This window comes from Vibrio sp. VB16 (assembly GCF_015594925.2).
Classification (GTDB): Bacteria; Pseudomonadota; Gammaproteobacteria; order Enterobacterales; family Vibrionaceae; genus Vibrio.
In genome coordinates this window covers 2,381,812-2,401,607 of the sequence record NZ_CP087590.1, presented here as the reverse complement: position 1 = coordinate 2,401,607, position 19,796 = coordinate 2,381,812, and the positions used below count along the sequence as shown (strand labels likewise).

Here is a 19,796-nt window from a genome sequence, read left to right as displayed (position 1 = left end):
TGGCTTTACGCCGATGAATCTCCCATGAGTCCGACGCGTTTTTCTAGGTCTCGTTTGACTATGTTGATCGCCTGTAGCGCCACAGCAGGGTTGACCTCATTACTTTCTAGCAAATAGATAAGATCCACTGCCAGTTTTATCTCTTCAGGAGCGGTGTCGATACCGTTGTTGGTATTAATGGTCATATAAAGTCCCTTAATTTAGCTATCTGATCTTCTATCTCTTTTCTAGATTGTTGGCAACGAATTAAACGATCTCTTGCCGTATTGAATATGATTTCGGCTGCATGCTTATCTTCGGTTGGCGCTGTGTTGACTATGTTTTGTTTTTCATCGACTAACGTTTGCAGACGATATTCCCACTCTTGGTGTTGTATAAGATTCTGTTGAAGTGCTTTGAGTGACAGACGCTGTGTTGACGGCTGTTCTGGGTGTAGATTGGTGGAGATCTCTCGAGATATTGCACTTATCTGATCGAGCAGTTGTTCAGTCAAGTATTCAGCTTGCCTAGGGGTGAGTGCTTTTTCCCCATTAACACGTGATTCATTTTTACCCAGTATTGTTTTGAATGTCGCTAGAGCCTCTTGTACACAAGGTGAGAGCAGTCGTGACCGACAGCGGAACAACTTGTCGTCAAAAAGCACCCTAGGTTGAACGCCGCGTTGGGAATCCAATTTCTTGGCTGTGTTTGCAAGATCATCTAAAACGGTTTTAATTCGATTGAATTCATTCATGTAATGCTATACCGAATCCTATAAATGGTGCTCAGTTACCTTATAAGTCGGCAAACCACGCATCATAACCAAGTTTAATGGAGAGAATACTGACAACAGTAACAAACACGGGTCGAATAAACTTCGCACCGAAGCGGATGGCGGAGTGAGCGCCCACAAAAGCACCCGCCATCAGACAGACACCCATGGTTAGGCCTAAGACCCAATTAATGTGGCCCAAGAAAGCAAAGGTGACGAGGGATGTGAAGTTACTCGTAAAGTTCATTGCTTTTGAAAGGCCAGAAGAGAGCAGTATATTCATACGATAGATCGCCATGCTGCTGACTATCCAAAATGCACCAGTTCCGGGTCCTGCAACCCCGTCATAAAACCCTAAGGTGAATCCTTGTATCCATTGGATTCGATTTAGTTTTTTACAAGGCTTTGGTAATACGTTTTCGTTCGCCTCGGGCGTTTTATGCCAAATAGTATAGATAGCGGTAGCCAAAATTATCACGGGCAATGCTTTTTCCAACCATTCAGTGCTCAACGCATCAACAACCAGCGTGCCGATTGTCGCGCCGATTAAGGTCGAATAAAAGGCGTGCTTCCATAACTCTGGAGTGAACAGTCGCTTGCGATAAAAAGTGACAGCTGCGGTTGAAGAGGCAAAGGTTGCCGCAAGTTTATTGGTCCCCAAAGCAATGTGAGGTGGTAACCCAATTGAAAGCAAGGCCGGTACGGTTAACATGCCACCGCCACCCGCTACAGCATCAATAAATCCGGCGGCAAATGCAACCAAAGCCAAAATAACCAACATGGTTGGTTCCAACATTTCCATAAATATTCCGGTACCTGACTTTAGTCAAATTGCTTTAAGCAATTTTTACTCAATAGTTCGTTTAAATGGGGGTAAGGCGTCGAGCAGTAGTTTTCCGTATCGTTTACTCACTACTCTTCGATCAAGAATGATAACTCTACCAGAATCTTGCTCTTTACGCAGTAAACGGCCAACGGATTGAATGAGTTTTTTGCTCGCTTCAGGTACAGAGATCTGCATAAAAGGATTACCACCTCGACTTTCAATATATTCCGAATGGGCTTGCTCCACTGGCGAGGTTGGAACCGCGAAGGGAATTTTGGTAATAATAAGGTTCTCAAGCAGGTTACCAGGCAAATCGAGACCTTCTGAAAAACTGCTTGTACCAAATAACACACTTGTTTTGCCGCACTGTATCAATGTTTTATGCCTATTTAGAATCTCTGTTCTTGATGACTGTCCCTGAACTTGCAGCGTCCAGCCCTTCTTTTTAAATTGAGCAGAAACAATTTCGGTAACCTGTTTCATCTGCCAGTACGAAGCAAATAGAATTAGGTTCGCTTTGTCTTCTATTATTAAGCTCGGCAGAAGTTCCGCTACGTAGTCGGTAAACTCTGGCGCCTGCGGTTCATATTTCATCGCGGGTATAAGTAGCTCAGCATTATCTTGATAATTAAACGGCGAAGCCAAAGCCAAAAACTGCACTCCATCTTCTTTCTTTGCGCTTACCCCCGCTTGACGACAGAAAAAATCAAAAGAGTTCAGCGCACGGATTGTGGCCGAAGTCAGCACTGCGCCGACACATCGACTCCATATTTGTTGATCTAATTGCCAGCCGACTTCCAACGGTGAAACGTTTACAATGAAGTCTCCCTCTCTATCTGGGCTTAGCTCTAGCCATTTAACTAATGGGGCGCCCTTTTCTTTTTTAGGTTCGGCCATTAAATGCCAGACCTTAGCCAAGTTTTCTAATCGTTGACTATAAAAGCCGATTTCCGCTAGTGTCGGTTCTGCAATTTTATTAGAAAGCTCACCGTCTTTAAGCCTTTCGGCTATAAGGTCGGCTATTTTTCCAAGGGCCAGGCTGGCCTTACCCGACAAAAGTTTCAGTTCCTTGGATTGCAGTTCTAACCATTGAGGTAAGTCGCCGTGTTCAAATCGATAGGCTTTGTCTTCGAATTGAGTCGCATCAAACTGTTTACTTAATTGTGTTAAAGCTGGCACTAGTTCTTGCACTGAGTCTTGTAATTCATTACGAAAGCGATTGACGCGCTTTTCATCGGCCAAGCTGGTAAATTTGCTCGAAGACTGATTCAGTTTTTCTAACCAAATGGCCGCACCTTTCAAACTGGCGGCGGCAGACGAATGGTCTCTCGCCACTTTCGGTAGGTGGTGGGCTTCATCGAAGATATAAATAGTATTGTCAGGTTCCGAAAGAATAACGCCGCCTCCAAGCTCGATATCCGCCATGACCAAACTATGGTTAGCGATAATAACGTCATTCTTGTCAAGTTCAGCGCGCGCTTTTTGAAATGGACATCCTCTATGGACAGGTAAGCCGTTATTGCAGCTATGCTTATCGCTGACAATGGTCAGCCAAAGTTCATCCTTAATCGGCTTTGGCCACGCATCTCTATCACCGTCCCACTTACCTTCCATCAGCGCATGATGCATGGTTTCTAGCAATTCAATGTCTTTTTTCTTTGGTTTGATTTCAAAAATAGCCAGTTGTCCGCCATCTGCGCCGCACGCTGTGGCCAGTTTTTCTGCACAACAATAACGCTGTCTGCCTTTTGCGAGGATAAATGAGAACTCTAAATTGGTAATGCGTCTAAAAAGAGGTAAGTCTTTGTCTAAAAGTTGTTCTTGCAGCGCCACAGTTGCAGTAGAGATAACTATCTTTCGATTGTTTAACACTGCGCATGGGATCGCTGCCATCAAATAGGCGAGGGACTTGCCTATTCCCGTTCCCGCTTCCGCCACTATTATACGATTTTTTTTATGGTAGTCCCCTGACAACGTTTTCGCTATTTCTGCAACCAAATAGTTTTGTGCTCGTCTAGGGACGAAATCATCTAATTGGTGTTGTAGGTTTTGATAGCTATCGCGAATCGATTTTTGGACTTTAGGATTATGCATAACACGGCCAACTTTTGAGAATGGCGCAGTCTAGCACAGCAAAGTCCTGCGCTCTATTGCTCGAGAATATGTGAGTACTATCACGAAGCATATTAATGTGACGTTATTATTACCCATTTCATTTAGATAAGAATTTATTTTTATTGGCTATTTATCGTGTTTATCAGGAGATTTGAATCACAAATTTAGTTCTTTTATAACTAAAACTGGATCAAGCTCACAAAAAAAAACTGAACCTTCTTGGATGCTACGTTAGGAGAACATGATGTAATATAAATATCTTTTTACTGCTATTTAATAGGCATTTAATGCTGCTAATGACCTATTATTTAATTGTAATCGATATTATTAACCATATCCATCCTATCGGAATAGGTTTGATTTTAGCGCGAATGGTGGAGTAAATAATTACTTTACCAAATGAAATTAATCCTAACCTATTGTTTTATAATAATTTATGTATTTTTATTTTTATTTTTTTAGGTGTTTGACATAAGGCGATTTCTTTTGCAATCTAGGTTCGAAATTTAGTGGTGATGACGGATAGCCAATTTGGTAAAACGTTGTCACCAATAAAATAAAAAAAAGGAAACCAAAAAAGGATTTCCTAAATTTTCTTAAGAAAAGGCAGTGGTTTACTATGAAAAAGACTCTATTAGCATTATCAGTACTTCTTGCGTCAACGGCAGCTAACGCAAGCATCGAAGTTTACAACAAAGACGGCGCTACAGTTAACATCGGCGGCGACCTAGAAGTTGTTTATGTTAAAGGTACTGACGACGGTTCTCATGTTGAGCAGCAAATCCAAGATGCTGACATCAAATTTGATGTTCGCTACGCAGTAAGTGATGAGCTTTCTGTTGGTGGTTACTGGGAATTCCAAGGTGACACTGACAATACTACTCAGGGCGGTAGCTCAGCTATGGGTGATGTTTACTTTGCATTCTACACTGCATCTGCTGGTTCTTTCAAAGTTGGTGACCTATGTAGCATCGGTGATGATCTAGGTCTTGGTAATGACTTCCAGTTCGGTGTTACTTCTACAGTTGACCAAGCTGACGTTTGTGGCGACGAAACTGTACGTTGGGATTACTCTAGCGACATGTTCTACGTATCAGCTGCATACCGTGATGACCAACGTTCTGATGACACAAAACCTGATCTTGCAGACATTAAAGCTGGACTTACAATGGCTGGCTTTAACCTAATGGGTTACTACGGTACTTCAAACAAAGCTGAACAAGATACTTTTGCTTTAGAAGCTAGCTACGCATTCTCTGCTGCTAACATCGGTCTTGGCTACTACGACGTAGAAGATTCAGGCAGCGTAATCGCACTAACAGGTGACTACACTATCGAGAAAGTAACACTTTCTGCAGGTGTTGATTTAGTTGACCCTGAAGCAGCTGGTTCTGACGACGTTACTAACTACTTCGTTAACGCAGGTTACGCAATTGCTCCAGCTACAACGCTTTACGCTGAAATTGGCGGCAACGACGTAGACGATAGCGAAGTTGGCTATGCTGTAGGCGCTAAAGTAGAATTCTAATCTGAAACTCTAGTTTCAAATAGAATCCAAAAAAACCACCCGTAGGGTGGTTTTTTTATTGCGTGAATAAATACCGTCTATGGGCTTGGCTCTACTACTTAGAATCGGTATCATGAAGCGGAATGACAATTTTAGTGTTTGAATAAATTAAGGAATAATATGAAACGCATATTCTATGTGCTAATTGGTTTAGTGCTATCAGGTGCAGTATCGTCAGCTGAGTTGATTCCAGGTAAAAATATACGGGTTTTGGTAATAAATGAACAAGAACCTGAATCTTGGAGTGGCCCCTACGAGTTAAAGGATGGGTTTACTCAGGTGGTAGTAAAAGTATCTGCGCGGCTCGGAAAAGGTTCAAGTAAGAAAGTGTTTGACTCTGCCCCATTCATAATGATGTTTGAAACCAATGGACAAGACTTAGAAATTATTGCACCTCAAATGAACAATTATGAGTGGGCAACTCGACATTTTGAAGGCGTACCAAAAATGAGATTGGTCGATTCGAATGGGGATGTAGAATATACCTACCAGAAACTCGAAGGCAAAGATGGCTTTATGCCGTACCAAGATGTTGATGAACTTGTTGTAGAGCACAACGAGAACAACGCCATCTTCTTCGGTAGCGAGGCTGAAATTACCGCGAAAGCGGAATTAGCAGCAGTTGCAGCAACAACCGCTGCGGCAGGAAGTTCTGTTGGGAATGAGAGCGCTGCAAAAGGAAGTTTATCTGGCAGCAGTGTTAACCTCGATCAACTAAAAGCTTGGTATCTAAAAGCCTCTAAAGCCGAGCGTAAAGAATTCCGTAGATGGATGATTGACCAAGAATAATCCTCCATTTATACCAAACCGTCAATAATTTGTTATTGGCGGTTTTTTATTGTCTGAATATTATTCCTAATACGGAAACGTTTGCTTTTTACCGTCATATTGCTGTTATAAATAACAAAGGCTAGAATTGGACATACGCCCTTACTAGCAGCAGAACCTTTCTATGAAATTTCCCGGTCAACGCAAATCTAAACACTACTTTCCCGTTAATGCGCGCGATCCTTTAGTGACTCAAGTACAAACTAATAAAAGGATGACAAGAACGCATATCATTGGGATTGATCAAACATTAGTGGATATCGAAGCTCGAGTGCCCGATCATTTCATCGAAAAATATGGTCTCAGTAAAGGTCATTCGCTGGTTATTGATGACGAAACAGCGGAGGCACTTTATCAGCAACTAAAACGCGATGAACTGATAAGCAATGAGTTTGCGGGTGGAACGATAGGAAATACGCTACATAATTATTCCGTTCTTGCTGATGACAAATCGACCCTGTTGGGTGTGATGAGCAAAGACATTGAAATCGGCAGCTATGGGTATCGCTATTTGTGTAATACCTCTAGCCGTATGGATCTTAACTACCTTCAATCAGTCACTGGCGCGATTGGACGCTGTTTTGCGTTGATATCGGACAACGGTGAACGAACCTTCGCTATAAGTGAAGGACAGATGAATCAGCTGCGTCCAGATAGTATCCCTGAATCGATTTTTGAAAATGCTTCTGCTTTGGTGTTAACGGCGTATTTGGTCCGTTGTAAAGAAGGCGACCCGATGCCGGATGCAACAATGCGAGCGATAGAGTACGCCAAAAAATATCATGTCCCTGTGGTGCTTACGCTTGGTACAAAGTTTGTTATTCAAGATGACCCACTGTTTTGGCAACAGTTTTTAAACGACCATGTGTCAGTTGTTGCGATGAACGAAGACGAAGCCGAGGCGCTCACCGGTAATGCAGACCCTCTGTTAGCAGCAGACAAGGCGTTGGATTGGGTTGACTTAGTATTGTGTACCGCGGGCCCTGTAGGGCTGTTTATGGCTGGTTATACCGAAGAGAGTGCCAAAAGACCAACCACGTTGCCACTGTTGCCTGGCGCTATCGCGGAGTTCAATGAATTCGAGTTTAGTCGACCAACCATCAAGGATGCGTGTGAGTCACCAATCAAGGTTTATTCGCATATTGCGCCTTATATGGGAGGACCTGAAAAAATTAAAAATACCAATGGAGCAGGGGATGCGGCACTTTCTGCGTTGTTGCATGATATGGCTGCAAATAGATATCACAAAGAAAATGTGCCAAATTCAAGTAAGCATCAATACCCTTATTTAACGTATTCCTCGTTCTCTCAAGTGTGTAAATATTCAAACAGAGCGAGCTATGAAGTATTAGTACAACATTCCCCCCGATTATCAAGAGGATTACCTGAGCGCGAAGATAGTTTAGAGGAAGCGTATTGGGAGAGATAATAGTTGTTGTATTAATAGGATGATAAAAAAAGAGCTCCCTAGGGAGCTCTTAATAATTTAATTCATTTACTTTAGATAAGGAAATCATCTAAAGGTTTACCAGCATCAAGCTGCGATTGGATAGTAGATGGTGTTCTACCTTGACCTGTCCAAGTTTTTTCTTCGCCATTTGTATCAACATATTTATATTTAGCTGGGCGAGGTTCGCGCTTCTTGCGAGTTTTTGTTTTGGTTTCGCCAGATAATGCAGAAATTAAATCTTCAACATCAATGCCATCTTTTGCAATCATCTGGGCATATTCAGCTAGCTTAGCTTCTCTTTCTGCTAATGCTGCTTTTTCTTCGTCTGCTGCTGAACGACGTTCTTCAACAACGACGGTAAGTTTTTCTAGGGCTTCTTCTAATTGCTCAAAAGTTAATTCGCGAGCAAAGGCACGCAGACTACGAATATTGAGCAGCGTTTTTGTAAGTTCTGACATGTTTACTTCCATTTGATTATTATTAAACATCATAATAATAACAGCCAAATTAAATAATACCAAATTATTTAGAATTAAATTATATATATCGTACTATTCTCGCGACAGAATAATATAAATTTTTGTAAATTGACCTCATATTTCCAATTCTGCGAACTGATATTTTGACATTCCTCTGACATTATTACGTAACCATTTAAAAAATAGTGTATATCAGCCATATTGAATTCTATGGACATATCTATCGAACGAAATGCATTGTGATGGCTTTTTATGTTGCAAAAGATGGTCAAATCCGTACAATTGCGCGCACCTTATTCAGTTTCTAGGTTTATATAAGAATTTTTCCTTATATCCTAGCTGTTTACTGAGGTAGAGGAGCAATAACTATCAGTACATTCTATTGGGGTGATGCCAATGAATAGTCTAGAAAGGAGTTATTGCCGAAGTGAGTGCGTTTATCAAGCCGCTTGCTGGGGTCGTATTTAATAATTACGACACTGCCATAGTGTATTTTTTATTAACTATGGAGCGCTACTGTGGGTTGGAAAACTGTTGGTTTTCTTTCACTTATCATTAACATATCCACATTTTACATGTTAATTCTGCAGTAGATCTCTAACCAATCGGTTTTGTAGATCATGAATTTAGTAGACTTTGCTTCGTCACCCTTATCGTTATTACCACCTTTAATGGCTTTAGGCCTTGCTGTCGTTACCCGCCGTGTATTAGTTTCCTTGGGTATTGGTATAGTATTAGGCGCCTTACTCCTTGCGGACTATTCCATATCAAACTCCTTTAGCTATATAGGCACTACGGTCAAAGGTGTATTTGTCGAGGATGGAGGTATCAATACTTGGAATATGAGTATTGTTGCCTTTTTAGTCATCCTTGGAATGATGACCGCGTTATTAACTCTATCTGGAGGCACTCGGGCGTTCGCTCTTTGGGCTCAGACACGAGTGAAAAGTAAACGTGGTTCACAATTGCTCGCCGCCTTTTTAGGTGTATTTATATTTGTCGATGATTATTTCAATAGCCTCGCTGTTGGCGCGATCTCACGCCCTGTCACCGACCGTTACAATGTGTCACGGGCAAAGTTGGCCTATATTTTAGATTCAACCGCAGCGCCTATGTGTGTATTAATGCCTGTCTCTAGTTGGGGCGCGTATATAATGACTATTATTAGCGGTATTCTAGTCAGCCATGGGCTAACTGAATATTCAGCTTTGGGTGCCTATTTACGTTTAGTACCAATGAATTTCTATGCGGTATTCGCATTATTGATGGTGTTTGCTGTTGCATGGTTTCAATTAGATATTGGTGCAATGAGTAAACATGAACATGAAGCGTCCCTAAACAATAAATCCACTTCTGATGAAAGCAGTTCTGAAGCTTTAGAATTAAATGAAGAGCTCGATATCGTAGAAAGTGAATATGGAAAAGTGTCTGATTTAGTCCTTCCTATTCTATTTTTGATTATCGCAACGGTTGTGTCGATGATATATACCGGAAGCACAGCATTAGAATCTGACGGTAAAATGTTTTCAGTGCTAGGGGCATTTGAAAATACCGATGTTGGTCGCTCGCTCGTATATGGAGGCTTAGCCGGACTAACTATTGCATTATTTACCGTCTTCAAGCAGAAATTACCGATAGCCGATATTGCTAATACAGTTTGGATCGGCGCTAAATCTATGTTTAGCGCTATATTAATATTGATTTTTGCATGGTCGATAGGCTCGGTTATCGGTGACATGAAAACAGGGGCTTATTTGTCTTCTTTAATCCAAGGCAATATTAGCGTCCATTGGTTACCTGTCATTTTATTTTTATTGTCTGGGTTAATGGCATTCTCTACAGGAACATCATGGGGAACGTTTGGGATAATGTTACCGATAGCAGGCGATATGGCCGGTGCGACAGACTTAACAATGATGTTGCCTATGCTGAGTGCTGTTTTGGCCGGTTCAGTCTTCGGTGACCACTGTTCACCAATTTCAGATACGACTATATTGTCATCTACGGGGGCCGGTTGTAATCATATCGACCACGTTGCGACTCAGTTGCCTTATGCCATTACTGTCGCGCTTGTCTCTAGTGTCGGTTTTATTGTTCTTGGATTGACGAATTCTGTCGCAACGTCATTCGCTACTGCCTTTATTGCATTCGTGATTGCCTGCTTTGTATTGTCGACGATATCTAAAGCAAAAAGCCTACAGATGCAAAATGCGTAAAAAAAACGAATTTTTAGGTTGAAAATTGAATCGAGCTTAGTTAGTGTGTTTATAAGCGAAAGGAACTAAGAAATTATGCGTATATTTGTAATGAACATTCACCACCATCATCATCCTGAGTAGTCTTTCGGGCGGTGTACGCATACCCGGGAGATAATAAATCCCGGAGGTCAAATCAAAGATTCGAACCCTCGGGAAATAAAAACCCCGAGGGTTTTTTGGTTTTAGATGTTTCAACGTATTTATGTACAAAATCGCGCCAGTAATTTGTAATTCAAAGCGAAATTAGAATTTAGAAAAATAACGAATATTCAGACAGGGAATAGAATAATGCAAACACAACGACTCAGAATTGCCATCCAGAAAAAAGGCCGCCTAAGTAAAGAATGCCAAGAACTGCTTAAAAAGTGTGGTGCTAAGTTTAATTTGATGGGTGAGCGTTTAGTTGTCCATACAGAAAATATGCCTATCGATTTACTACTTGTGCGTGATGATGACATCCCTGGGTTGGTCATGGATGGTGTGGTTGACCTTGGTTTTATCGGTGAAAATGAGCTAGAAGAGGTCCGCTTAGACAGAGTGGCCTTAGGTGAACCGAGTGAATTTGTGGCACTTCGTCGTTTAGATTTTGGTGGTTGTCGATTATCCATTGCTATTAATCAAGATGAGCAATACAACGGTCCGCAAGACCTTAACGGTAAGCGTATTGCTACTACCTACCCACACCTTCTAAAAGCCTTTATGGATGAGCAAGGTGTTGAGTTCAGTACCTGTAATTTACAAGGGTCTGTAGAAGTGGCCCCTCGTGCTGGTTTGGCGGATGCGATTGCCGATCTTGTTTCAACTGGTGCAACGTTAGAAGCGAATGGGCTGAAAGAAGCCGAAGTTATTTTCCGTTCTAAAGCGACATTGATTCAACGTGCCGGTGAGTTTGATGAAGATAAGGAAGCACTTATCAATAAGCTACTTACTCGTATGCAAGGTGTTATTCAGGCAAAAGAGTCCAAATACATCATGTTGCACGCACCTACTGATCAGTTAGAGGCTATAAAAGCGCTTTTACCTGGTGCGGAAAACCCAACAGTATTACCCCTTGCCGCAGAGACAAACCGAGTAGCCGTGCACTTAGTGAGTACAGAAAATCTATTTTGGGAAACGATGGAACAGCTTAAAGAGCTCGGTGCGAGTTCAATTCTTGTTCTTCCAATCGAAAAAATGATGGAGTAAGTCATGAAGACTGTTGTTTGGCAATCTTTAAGTGAATCGCAGCAAGACTCAGTTTTAGAGCGTCCGGCAATTGCCGAAGGCGCAAATATTACGGCGACAGTGCAAGGCGTTATCAAAAAAGTCCGTTCTGAGGGTGATAAAGCACTGCTCGAACTTACGCAAAAATTTGATGGAGTGACGCCAGCGTCCATTCGTGTTTCTAGCGAAGAGATAGAAGCGGCCTCGGAGAGGCTTTCAGAGAAAATGAAAGAAGCGCTTGGACAAGCGTATAAAAATATTTCTGTTTTCCATAAAGCACAAAAGCCACAACCACTCAAGGTTGAAACACAACCTGGCGTCGTTTGCGAGTTGTTAACAAGGCCAATCAATAAGGTTGGTTTGTATATTCCAGGTGGTAGCGCGCCATTACCATCGACGGTACTCATGTTGGGCGTGCCTTCACAAATAGCGGGTTGTCGTCAGGTTGTTCTCTGTTCTCCACCGCCTATTGCCGACGAGATTTTATACGTTGCTAAGTTGTGTAAAATAGATGAAGTGTACAATGTGGGTGGCGGTCAAGCGATTGCGGCAATGGCTTATGGAACCGAAACGGTTTCAAAAGTAGAGAAGATTTTTGGCCCCGGTAATGCTTATGTAACTGAAGCAAAACGTCAAGTCAGCAATGACTTCCGCGGAGCCGCCATTGATATGCCAGCGGGACCTTCTGAAGTACTTGTTATCGCTGATGAAACGGCTAATCCAGAGTTTGTCGCGGCGGATTTACTAAGCCAAGCAGAACATGGCCCGGATTCTCAGGTTATATTATTGACGCCTTCACCGGTTATTGCGGATAAAGTGGCCGATGCTGTACAGGCTCAGCTAAAACAACTTTCCCGCGCCGACATTGCGGAAAAAGCACTCGGTTCCAGTGTCATTGTTATTGCCGATTCGATTCCGCAGTGCGTGTCAATCTCGAATGCCTATGGCCCCGAACACCTTATTGTTCAAACCCGATACCCAAGAGAGCTTTTACCGTTGTTAGATAATGCTGGTTCGATCTTCTTAGGTGATTGGTCTCCAGAGTCTGTGGGTGATTATGCCTCTGGTACTAACCATGTTCTTCCGACTTATGGTTATACTCGCACGTATTCCAGTTTAGGACTGGCGGATTTTTCTAAGCGAATGACCGTTCAAGAGCTTTCGGCAGATGGATTGAAGGGACTCGCGTCTACGGTTGTCACAATGGCGGAAGCTGAAGGGTTAGATGCACATAAACGCGCAGTGACAATTCGTGTAGAAGCGCTAGCAAAAGGAGAGTAATGGATGGAAAAGCTCGCTAGGAAGCAGGTTCAAGAACTTACCCCTTATCTCTCAGCCAGAAAAATAGGTGGGAGTGGCGATGTTTGGCTAAACGCCAACGAATCGCCGTTTGATAACCAATACCACACCACATTTGATCGGCTTAATCGTTATAGCAGTTGTCAGCCACAAGAATTGATTGCTGCTTATGCGAGCTATGCGGGTGTCCAACCTGAACAGGTATTAACGTCACGAGGTGCTGATGAAGGCATCGAACTTCTGGTTAGGGCGTTTTGTGAGCCGGGAGAGGATGCAATATTGTATTGTCCACCGACTTACGGGATGTATGCGATCAGTGCAGAAACGATTGGCGTTGAACGGAAAGTGGTCCCATCAAAGTCTAACTGGCAGCTAGATCTGGATGGTATAAAAGCAAATCTAGATGGTGTAAAACTTGTCTTTGTTTGTAGCCCCAATAATCCGACAGGCAACCTGATTGATCGTGAAGATATTATCGCGTTGCTTGAAATGACGAAAGATAAGGCCATTGTCGTGATGGACGAAGCCTATATCGATTTCTGCCCAGAGGCATCAACCAAAGATCTACTCGATAAGTATGAAAATCTCGCCATTCTACGAACATTGTCAAAAGCGTTTGCTCTTGCAGGGTTAAGGTGTGGTTTTACGTTAGCCAATAAGCCTCTCATTGATGTATTACTGAAGGTTATTGCTCCGTATCCTGTTCCCATCCCCGTCGCTGACATCGCGTGTCAGGCTCTTTCTGAGGCGGGCCTAATTAGAGCTCGACATCAGGTGGGTGAACTCAATGACAACCGAGCCTATTTAGAACAAGCATTGTCTCTAATAGAAGGGATGACCGTCTACCAAGGCTTAGGAAATTACTTACTCGTTCAATGTTCAGATGGCGACTTGTTATTTAAGAGCGCATGGGACAATGGCATAATTTTACGTAACTCGCCAATCAAAGACTGCATTAGAGTAAGTGTTGGCAATAGGGAAGAGTGCGAAAAAACCGCCAACTTCATTAAAAAACAACTGGAAGAACGCACTGTATAAGGATAGCGAAGTGAGTAACCAACAAAAAATTCTATTTATTGATCGAGATGGCACCTTAATTGTTGAGCCACCAACTGATTTTCAGGTTGATCGGTTAGATAAATTAAAGTTTGAACCGTATGTCATCCCGAGCCTTTTGGCGCTGCAAGATGCAGGGTATCGATTGGTGATGGTAACCAACCAAGATGGGTTAGGGACGGTTAGTTATCCTCAAGAAGAGTTTGATGCACCGCATAATATGATGATGGAGATCTTTGAATCTCAAGGCGTGAAATTCGACGATGTCTTACTCTGTCCACATTTTGAAGAAGACAACTGCACCTGCCGTAAACCGAAATTGGGCATGGTAAAAGAGTACCTTCAAGCGGGAAAAGTGAACTTCAAAACATCCGCTGTGATTGGTGACCGTAAAACCGACCTTCAGCTTGCTGAAAATATGGCCATTCGCGGAATCCAATATGACCCCAATTCGATGGGGTGGTTCGACATTCTGCGTGATCTAACCGTGAATGAACGTGTTGCCAAAGTGGTTCGAACGACAAAAGAAACCGATATTTCAGTCGCGGTTAATCTCGATGTACAAGGCGGAAATAAGATCTCGACAGGACTTGGGTTCTTTGACCATATGCTAGACCAAATTGCGACCCATGGTGCCTTCCAAATGCAAGTGAGTGTAGATGGTGATTTGCATATCGACGACCATCATTCCGTCGAAGATACGGCGTTAGCATTGGGCCAAGCATTGAAAGAGGCGCTTGGAGAAAAACGTGGAATTGGTCGTTTCGGATTTAGCCTGCCTATGGATGAGTGTTTGGCGCAATGTGCGCTAGACCTTTCAGGAAGACCTTATCTAAAATTTGAAGCGGAATTTGGTCGTGAACTGGTCGGAGACCTTTCAACAGAAATGGTCGAACATTTCTTCCGTTCATTAACTGACACTCTAGCATGCACACTCCATCTGTCGTCTTCTGGTGACAATGATCACCACATTATAGAAAGCTTGTTTAAAGCGTTTGGACGGACTCTACGCCAGGCTATTAAGGTGGAAGGTAATGAGCTTCCTAGTAGTAAAGGCGTACTCTGATGGAAAAGGAGGCTTTGATGAGTCAGAAAGTAGTGATTATCGACACCGGATGCGCAAACGTATCATCGGTTAAGTTTGCGATTGAACGCCTAGGTTATCCTGTGACGATTTCAAAGGATCCTAGTGTCGTTTTAGCGGCAGATAAGCTGTTTCTACCCGGAGTAGGGACGGCAAGCGAAGCAATGAAAAACCTCGCCGAACGAGATTTAATTGCCCTTGTGAAACAAGTTGAGAAGCCTTTGCTTGGAATCTGTCTAGGCATGCAATTGCTTGGGAAACTCTCCTACGAAAAGGGTTCTGTGGGTAACGAGATAGTAGAGTGCTTATCGCTTTGCGATGGTGAAGTCCGCCTAATGGACACTGGTGATCTTCCGCTACCGCATATGGGTTGGAATACCGTAACGGCCCAAAAAGGTAATCCTTTGTTTGATGGCATTGAAGAAGATGAATATTTCTACTTTGTACATAGCTACGCCATGCCTGTTGGTGACGACACAATTGCTCGTTGTGATTACGGTAACGCGTTTACCGCGGCCGTACAAAATGGCAATTATTACGGGGTGCAGTTTCATCCAGAGCGTTCTAGTAAAGCGGGTTCTCGATTAATAAAGAATTTCTTAGAACTTATCTTTTAAAGAAGCGTAGATTTTAAATGTTAGAAACAGATAAAAAGAAAAGGATTTTGTTGTGATTATTCCAGCACTCGATTTAATTGAAGGCCAAGTGGTTCGGCTATTTCAAGGGGACTATGATCAGGTAACTGAATATAAGGTTGATCCTGCAGAACAGTTCAATCTTTACCATCAAGCTGGGGCTAATTGGTTACACCTTGTTGACCTTACTGGTGCCAAAGATATTAATGCACGTCAACTCGATCTCATTGCGACCTTGATTGCAAGTACGCCTGCCAATGTACAAATTGGTGGTGGCGTTAGAACGGAAAAAGATGTTGTCGGTCTACTGGATGCCGGCGCACAACGTGTGGTTGTGGGTTCTACGGCAGTAAAACAACCAGAGATGGTCAAAGGGTGGATGGAGAAATATGGTGCAGAGAAAATAGTTCTCGCATTAGATATTAATATCGACCAAGAAGGCACGCGTAAAGTGGCTATATCCGGATGGCAGGAAGATTCAGGTGTCACGATTGAAGCTCTGATCGATGACTATCTAACGGTTGGATTGAAGCATGTACTTTGTACTGATATATCTCGTGACGGAACCTTAGCGGGTTCTAACGTTGAACTGTATGTTGATCTATGCAAACTCTATCCGCAGGTTCAATTTCAATCGTCAGGAGGTATAGGAAGTTTAGCCGATATTGAAGCACTAAAAGGCACCGGTGTCGCCGGTGTTATTGTCGGTCGTGCACTACTAGATGGTAAGTTTACTGCTGAGGAGGCGTTTCAATGTTGGCAAAGCGAATAATTCCTTGTTTAGATGTTCGGGATGGTCAAGTGGTTAAAGGGGTTCAATTCCGTAACCATGAAATTATTGGCGATATTGTACCTCTTGCTCAGCGGTATGCTGAAGAAGGCGCAGATGAATTGGTATTCTATGATATTACCGCCTCATCAGACGGTCGTGTCGTTGACAAAAGTTGGGTCGCAAGGGTTGCGGAAGTGATCGATATTCCGTTTTGTGTGGCTGGTGGTATTAAGTCCGCAGAAGATGCGTCTCGTATACTTGAATACGGTGCCGACAAGGTCTCTATTAACTCGCCTGCATTAGCCAATCCGGAGCTTATCACCAACCTAGCAGATAAATTTGGTGTTCAGTGTATTGTGGTTGGTATTGACTCTTATTTCGATGCTGAAACGGGTAAGTACCAGGTTTATCAGTTTACGGGTGATGAAGAGCGCACAAAAGCAACGCATTGGGAAACACGTGATTGGGTACAAGAAGTACAAAAACGTGGTGCGGGTGAAATCGTATTGAATATGATGAATCAGGATGGCGTTCGCAACGGGTATGATATCGATCAGCTTAATATGGTCCGTGAAGTCTGCCATGTCCCTCTTATCGCGTCTGGTGGTGCGGGTACGATGGCGCATTTTGCCGAGGCCTATAAGAAAACCAATGTAGATGGAGCGTTAGCGGCCTCCGTGTTCCACAAACAAGTCATCAATATTGGTGAGCTAAAAAAATATCTAAAACAAGAAGGCGTGGAGATACGATTATGAGCAGTGCAGTAGAGAACAAACCGAAAAGCTTGGTTGATCGAATTGATTGGGAAAAGGTAGAAGGGTTAGTGCCCGCTATTGTGCAAGATTTTCAATCTAGCCAAGTGCTCATGATGGGTTACATGAATCCAGAAGCGCTAGAGAAAACGTTGGAAACAGAACAGGTTACTTTTTTTTCCAGAACGAAATCTCGCCTTTGGACCAAAGGTGAAACATCAGGTAACGTACTGCAGCTTAAGACTATCTCTTTAGACTGTGATAACGATACCTTGCTTGTGTTGGTGAACCCTATTGGGCCTACATGCCATACGGGCACGACAACATGTTTTGATGCGGATCAGCAAGAGGCGTCACAGTTGGTGTGGCTTCATCAACTTGAATCTCTGTTGGCCGCTCGTAAAGAAGCCGATCCTGATTCTTCGTATACCGCCAGTTTGTATGCCAGTGGTACCAAACGTATATCGCAGAAAGTGGGCGAAGAAGGCGTTGAAGTCGCGCTTGCGGCAACGTCGGGTGACAAGGCAGAATTAGTCTGTGAATCAGCCGATCTTATCTATCATTTGTTGGTGCTCTTACAAGACCAAGGTTTATCTATGAATGATGTGATTAATAAGCTGAAAGAAAGACATAAATAGCAATACGTCTACGGACCTCGCCTTTAAAAAGAGATTTATGCCCGTATCCCTAAATGACAAGCTCGTTATCTGGGGATACAGGAGCGGATATTGACTAAGATTCGTATTCGCTAGACGGGCACATTATCCACAACACTTCTTGAATTTTTTACCACTTCCACAGACACAGGGGTCATTACGGCCCACTTTCTCAATATGTTCTGTCGGAAATTCACCATCAATATAATACCAGTAGCCTTGCTCCCTTATGAAACGAGAGCGTTCGTGCATACAGTGTTCTGTACCTTGCTCTAAGAGATAGGCTTTAAACTCGACGAACCCCGTGTCATCTTTTGGAAGGGGGGCTTCAATTATTTCTAACCTTTGCCAGTCCATATTCACTGATTCCACAATGCCTTTTTTCTCGCCTTCGGCATTGCAGCTTGAATGATAGGTTTTAACGACAAAATCAACTAGTTTAAGCGTGTGGGCGCTATATCGCGCGCGCATAAGTTGCTCAGGTAAGACCGCTAAAGCATGGTTGTCGTGTATCAGTTTACAGCAATCGCCATAAGGCTTGGTGCTTCCACAAGGGCAGTGAGACATGTGTACTCCCAAATAACAAAAAGCCTCTTTAATATAAAATAATGTCGATCGGTTAGTACTCTAATCCCTCGTCTTTCCCGTGAAAACGGGAATCTGGGCGGATCTAGATCTCCACTTTCGTGGAGATGACGTAGATTTCGTGAAGGAAACAGGGGTCGGCAACCTTAAGCGAACAGCATTAATTGAATACAGAGGCTTTTAGAAAAAATAAAATAGTGTGACAATTAACTAGGCTTACTAAATAGCTCTTCAGTCCATTCTATTGCTTGCCCATAACTCTCTGCAAGGCACTCTTTATCAATCTGTAAAAGATCACTTATTTCATTTACAGTTTCCCAATCAGCGTGCTCATAAGCAATCGCGAGTTTCAGTATATTGCCTAGTTCACCCTCTTGAGATAACAGCGCATTTTTAATGGCATCATCAATTGGTATGGAATCAACAATCGTTTCTAAAGACTGATCGAGCAAAGAGTCGAGTAGTGAGAATATACCCGTTAAAAAAGCTTGGCTAGATTGATCTTTTCTATCTGCACACAGAGTGATGAGTTCGCAATATCTAGCACGCTGTATAGATAAACTATATAACGACTCAGGTTTGGATGCTTCTGTTGAAGCAATTGCAACAAGCGAAACAAATTTTCTTAATTTTCCTTCGCCCAGATACGCAAGTGCTTGTCGAAACGATTGAATCTGAGAAGACAGAAGGGCGGAAGAGTTAACATAACGTAGCAGCTTGTAAGATAACGTCACATCGGCGGCCACAATTCGCTCTATTTCAGTGTAGTTGACTTCTTCTGTGGCAATGGCTTTGCAAAGCTGGACTACCGTGAGAAACGAGGGCTTGATTGATTTCTGCTGGATCATCTCTGGCCGGCTAAAGAAATAGCCCTGAAAATAGGTAAAACCGGCCGCTATTGCGTCTTGATATTCCTGGTATGTTTCGACCTTTTCTGCGAGAAACTCTATCTTTGAGCCTTTAAGGCGTTCAATGAATTTTTTTGCTTTAATGATAGGAACAATCTGAATATCAAATTTTATAATCTGGATATGAGGAAGAAAACGCTTCCACGCTGGGCTAGGGACAAAGTCATCTAACGCAAGTTTGTATCCCTTATTTTTAAGCGCAATAATAGCCGTAAGTAGTTCATCTGTTGGCTCACAACTTTCTAAAATTTCTACAACAATTTTATCTTTTGGAAAAAGAGTTGGTACTTGATTAATCAAGCTTTCGTATGGGAAATTAACAAAGCCTAGCTTATCACCAATCGCACGATACTCTGATCCTAAGAACTGATCTGAAAGCAGTCTGTTGGTCGCTTTTTCTGGTTCAATTTCAGGAAAGGAGTTTTTAGGGCCATCCCGAAATAGAAGTTCATAAGCGACGGTGTTTTTTCCAGTGTCTAATATTGGTTGACGAGCAACGTATGAGTATTCCATATCTAGGTTTTTGACTTATTGACCTTTTTAATTATGTCTTTAAATCTTACGTCCTTTTT

Annotated in this window: 19 protein-coding genes, 1 riboswitch and 1 other annotated feature; of the genes, 12 read left to right on the top strand and 7 right to left on the bottom strand. The window is 42.6% G+C overall.

The window, feature by feature from the left end:
• Positions 1 to 5 precede the first annotated feature (5 nt).
• The 4 genes from rsmS to dinG are packed head-to-tail and all read right to left on the bottom strand — an operon-like array spanning position 6 to position 3,671.
• A complete protein-coding gene (gene rsmS / locus IUZ65_RS10825) occupies positions 6 to 185 on the bottom strand; it encodes a pleiotropic regulatory protein RsmS (protein ID WP_195703738.1) in 180 nt (59 codons plus the stop codon).
• Entirely contained in the window at positions 182 to 733 is a 552-nt protein-coding gene (gene priC / locus IUZ65_RS10820; protein ID WP_195703737.1) for a primosomal replication protein PriC, read from the bottom strand. The genes rsmS and priC overlap by 4 nt, the downstream gene beginning before the upstream one ends.
• Before the next feature lie 40 nt (positions 734 to 773).
• Complete coding sequence (locus tag IUZ65_RS10815) at positions 774 to 1,553, bottom strand: sulfite exporter TauE/SafE family protein (protein WP_195703736.1); 780 nt, start codon at positions 1,551 to 1,553, stop codon at positions 774 to 776.
• A gap of 45 nt (positions 1,554 to 1,598) precedes the next feature.
• Entirely contained in the window at positions 1,599 to 3,671 is a 2,073-nt protein-coding gene (gene dinG / locus IUZ65_RS10810) for an ATP-dependent DNA helicase DinG (RefSeq protein WP_195703735.1), read from the bottom strand.
• Between the two features lie 640 nt (positions 3,672 to 4,311).
• Here dinG and IUZ65_RS10805 point away from each other — a divergent pair.
• The 3 genes from IUZ65_RS10805 (at position 4,312) to IUZ65_RS10795 (ending at position 7,516) form a co-directional block, all read left to right on the top strand.
• Positions 4,312 to 5,220, top strand: a complete 909-nt coding sequence (locus tag IUZ65_RS10805) for a porin (protein ID WP_195703734.1) — start codon at positions 4,312 to 4,314, stop codon at positions 5,218 to 5,220.
• 159 nt (positions 5,221 to 5,379) lie between these two features.
• Positions 5,380 to 6,048, top strand: coding sequence for a DUF2057 family protein (locus IUZ65_RS10800; protein ID WP_195703733.1), 669 nt, complete (start codon positions 5,380 to 5,382; stop codon positions 6,046 to 6,048).
• 163 nt (positions 6,049 to 6,211) lie between these two features.
• Positions 6,212 to 7,516 carry an inosine/guanosine kinase gene (locus IUZ65_RS10795; RefSeq protein ID WP_195703732.1) on the top strand — a complete coding sequence of 435 codons (1,305 nt, stop codon included), beginning with the start codon at positions 6,212 to 6,214 and terminating at the stop codon, positions 7,514 to 7,516.
• A gap of 71 nt (positions 7,517 to 7,587) precedes the next feature.
• Here the strand turns inward: IUZ65_RS10795 and IUZ65_RS10790 are convergent, their stop codons facing one another.
• Positions 7,588 to 7,995 carry an H-NS family histone-like protein gene (locus IUZ65_RS10790; protein ID WP_195703731.1) on the bottom strand — a complete coding sequence of 136 codons (408 nt, stop codon included), beginning with the start codon at positions 7,993 to 7,995 and terminating at the stop codon, positions 7,588 to 7,590.
• A 365-nt stretch (positions 7,996 to 8,360) separates the two neighbouring features.
• Positions 8,361 to 8,540: riboswitch (Lysine riboswitch) on the top strand.
• 96 nt (positions 8,541 to 8,636) lie between these two features.
• Between IUZ65_RS10790 and IUZ65_RS10785 the strand changes: the two genes are divergently transcribed.
• From IUZ65_RS10785 to hisIE, 9 genes are all read left to right on the top strand, one after another.
• Positions 8,637 to 10,232, top strand: a complete 1,596-nt coding sequence (locus IUZ65_RS10785) for a Na+/H+ antiporter NhaC family protein (RefSeq protein WP_195703730.1) — start codon at positions 8,637 to 8,639, stop codon at positions 10,230 to 10,232.
• A gap of 98 nt (positions 10,233 to 10,330) precedes the next feature.
• Positions 10,331 to 10,452: a sequence feature (His leader region), on the top strand.
• A gap of 110 nt (positions 10,453 to 10,562) precedes the next feature.
• The gene (hisG, locus tag IUZ65_RS10780) at positions 10,563 to 11,459 is read left to right on the top strand and encodes an ATP phosphoribosyltransferase (protein WP_195703729.1); all 897 of its coding nucleotides are present in this window, start codon (positions 10,563 to 10,565) and stop codon (positions 11,457 to 11,459) included.
• Positions 11,460 to 11,462: 3 nt separating this feature from the next.
• Positions 11,463 to 12,758 carry a histidinol dehydrogenase gene (gene hisD, locus IUZ65_RS10775; RefSeq protein ID WP_195703728.1) on the top strand — a complete coding sequence of 432 codons (1,296 nt, stop codon included), beginning with the start codon at positions 11,463 to 11,465 and terminating at the stop codon, positions 12,756 to 12,758.
• Between the two features lie 3 nt (positions 12,759 to 12,761).
• Positions 12,762 to 13,814, top strand: coding sequence for a histidinol-phosphate transaminase (gene hisC, locus IUZ65_RS10770; protein WP_195703727.1), 1,053 nt, complete (start codon positions 12,762 to 12,764; stop codon positions 13,812 to 13,814).
• Between the two features lie 10 nt (positions 13,815 to 13,824).
• Positions 13,825 to 14,898 carry a bifunctional histidinol-phosphatase/imidazoleglycerol-phosphate dehydratase HisB gene (gene hisB, locus IUZ65_RS10765; RefSeq protein ID WP_195703726.1) on the top strand — a complete coding sequence of 358 codons (1,074 nt, stop codon included), beginning with the start codon at positions 13,825 to 13,827 and terminating at the stop codon, positions 14,896 to 14,898.
• Positions 14,899 to 14,912: 14 nt separating this feature from the next.
• Entirely contained in the window at positions 14,913 to 15,533 is a 621-nt protein-coding gene (gene hisH / locus IUZ65_RS10760) for an imidazole glycerol phosphate synthase subunit HisH (RefSeq protein WP_195705087.1), read from the top strand.
• Positions 15,534 to 15,585: 52 nt separating this feature from the next.
• Positions 15,586 to 16,323 carry a 1-(5-phosphoribosyl)-5-[(5-phosphoribosylamino)methylideneamino]imidazole-4-carboxamide isomerase gene (gene hisA, locus IUZ65_RS10755; protein WP_195703725.1) on the top strand — a complete coding sequence of 246 codons (738 nt, stop codon included), beginning with the start codon at positions 15,586 to 15,588 and terminating at the stop codon, positions 16,321 to 16,323.
• On the top strand, positions 16,305 to 17,078 hold the full coding sequence (gene hisF / locus IUZ65_RS10750; RefSeq protein ID WP_195703724.1) for an imidazole glycerol phosphate synthase subunit HisF: 774 nt from the start codon (positions 16,305 to 16,307) through the stop codon (positions 17,076 to 17,078). The genes hisA and hisF overlap by 19 nt, the downstream gene beginning before the upstream one ends.
• A complete protein-coding gene (gene hisIE / locus IUZ65_RS10745) occupies positions 17,075 to 17,713 on the top strand; it encodes a bifunctional phosphoribosyl-AMP cyclohydrolase/phosphoribosyl-ATP diphosphatase HisIE (protein WP_195703723.1) in 639 nt (212 codons plus the stop codon). Before hisF ends, hisIE begins: the two co-directional genes overlap by 4 nt.
• Before the next feature lie 123 nt (positions 17,714 to 17,836).
• Here the strand turns inward: hisIE and IUZ65_RS10740 are convergent, their stop codons facing one another.
• Both IUZ65_RS10740 and IUZ65_RS10735 read right to left on the bottom strand, forming a co-directional pair.
• On the bottom strand, positions 17,837 to 18,298 hold the full coding sequence (locus IUZ65_RS10740; RefSeq protein WP_195703722.1) for a YchJ family protein: 462 nt from the start codon (positions 18,296 to 18,298) through the stop codon (positions 17,837 to 17,839).
• A 224-nt stretch (positions 18,299 to 18,522) separates the two neighbouring features.
• Positions 18,523 to 19,737: an EAL and HDOD domain-containing protein gene (locus IUZ65_RS10735; RefSeq protein WP_195703721.1), complete on the bottom strand. Its 1,215-nt coding sequence runs from the start codon at positions 19,735 to 19,737 to the stop codon at positions 18,523 to 18,525.
• Positions 19,738 to 19,796: the final 59 nt, after the last annotated feature.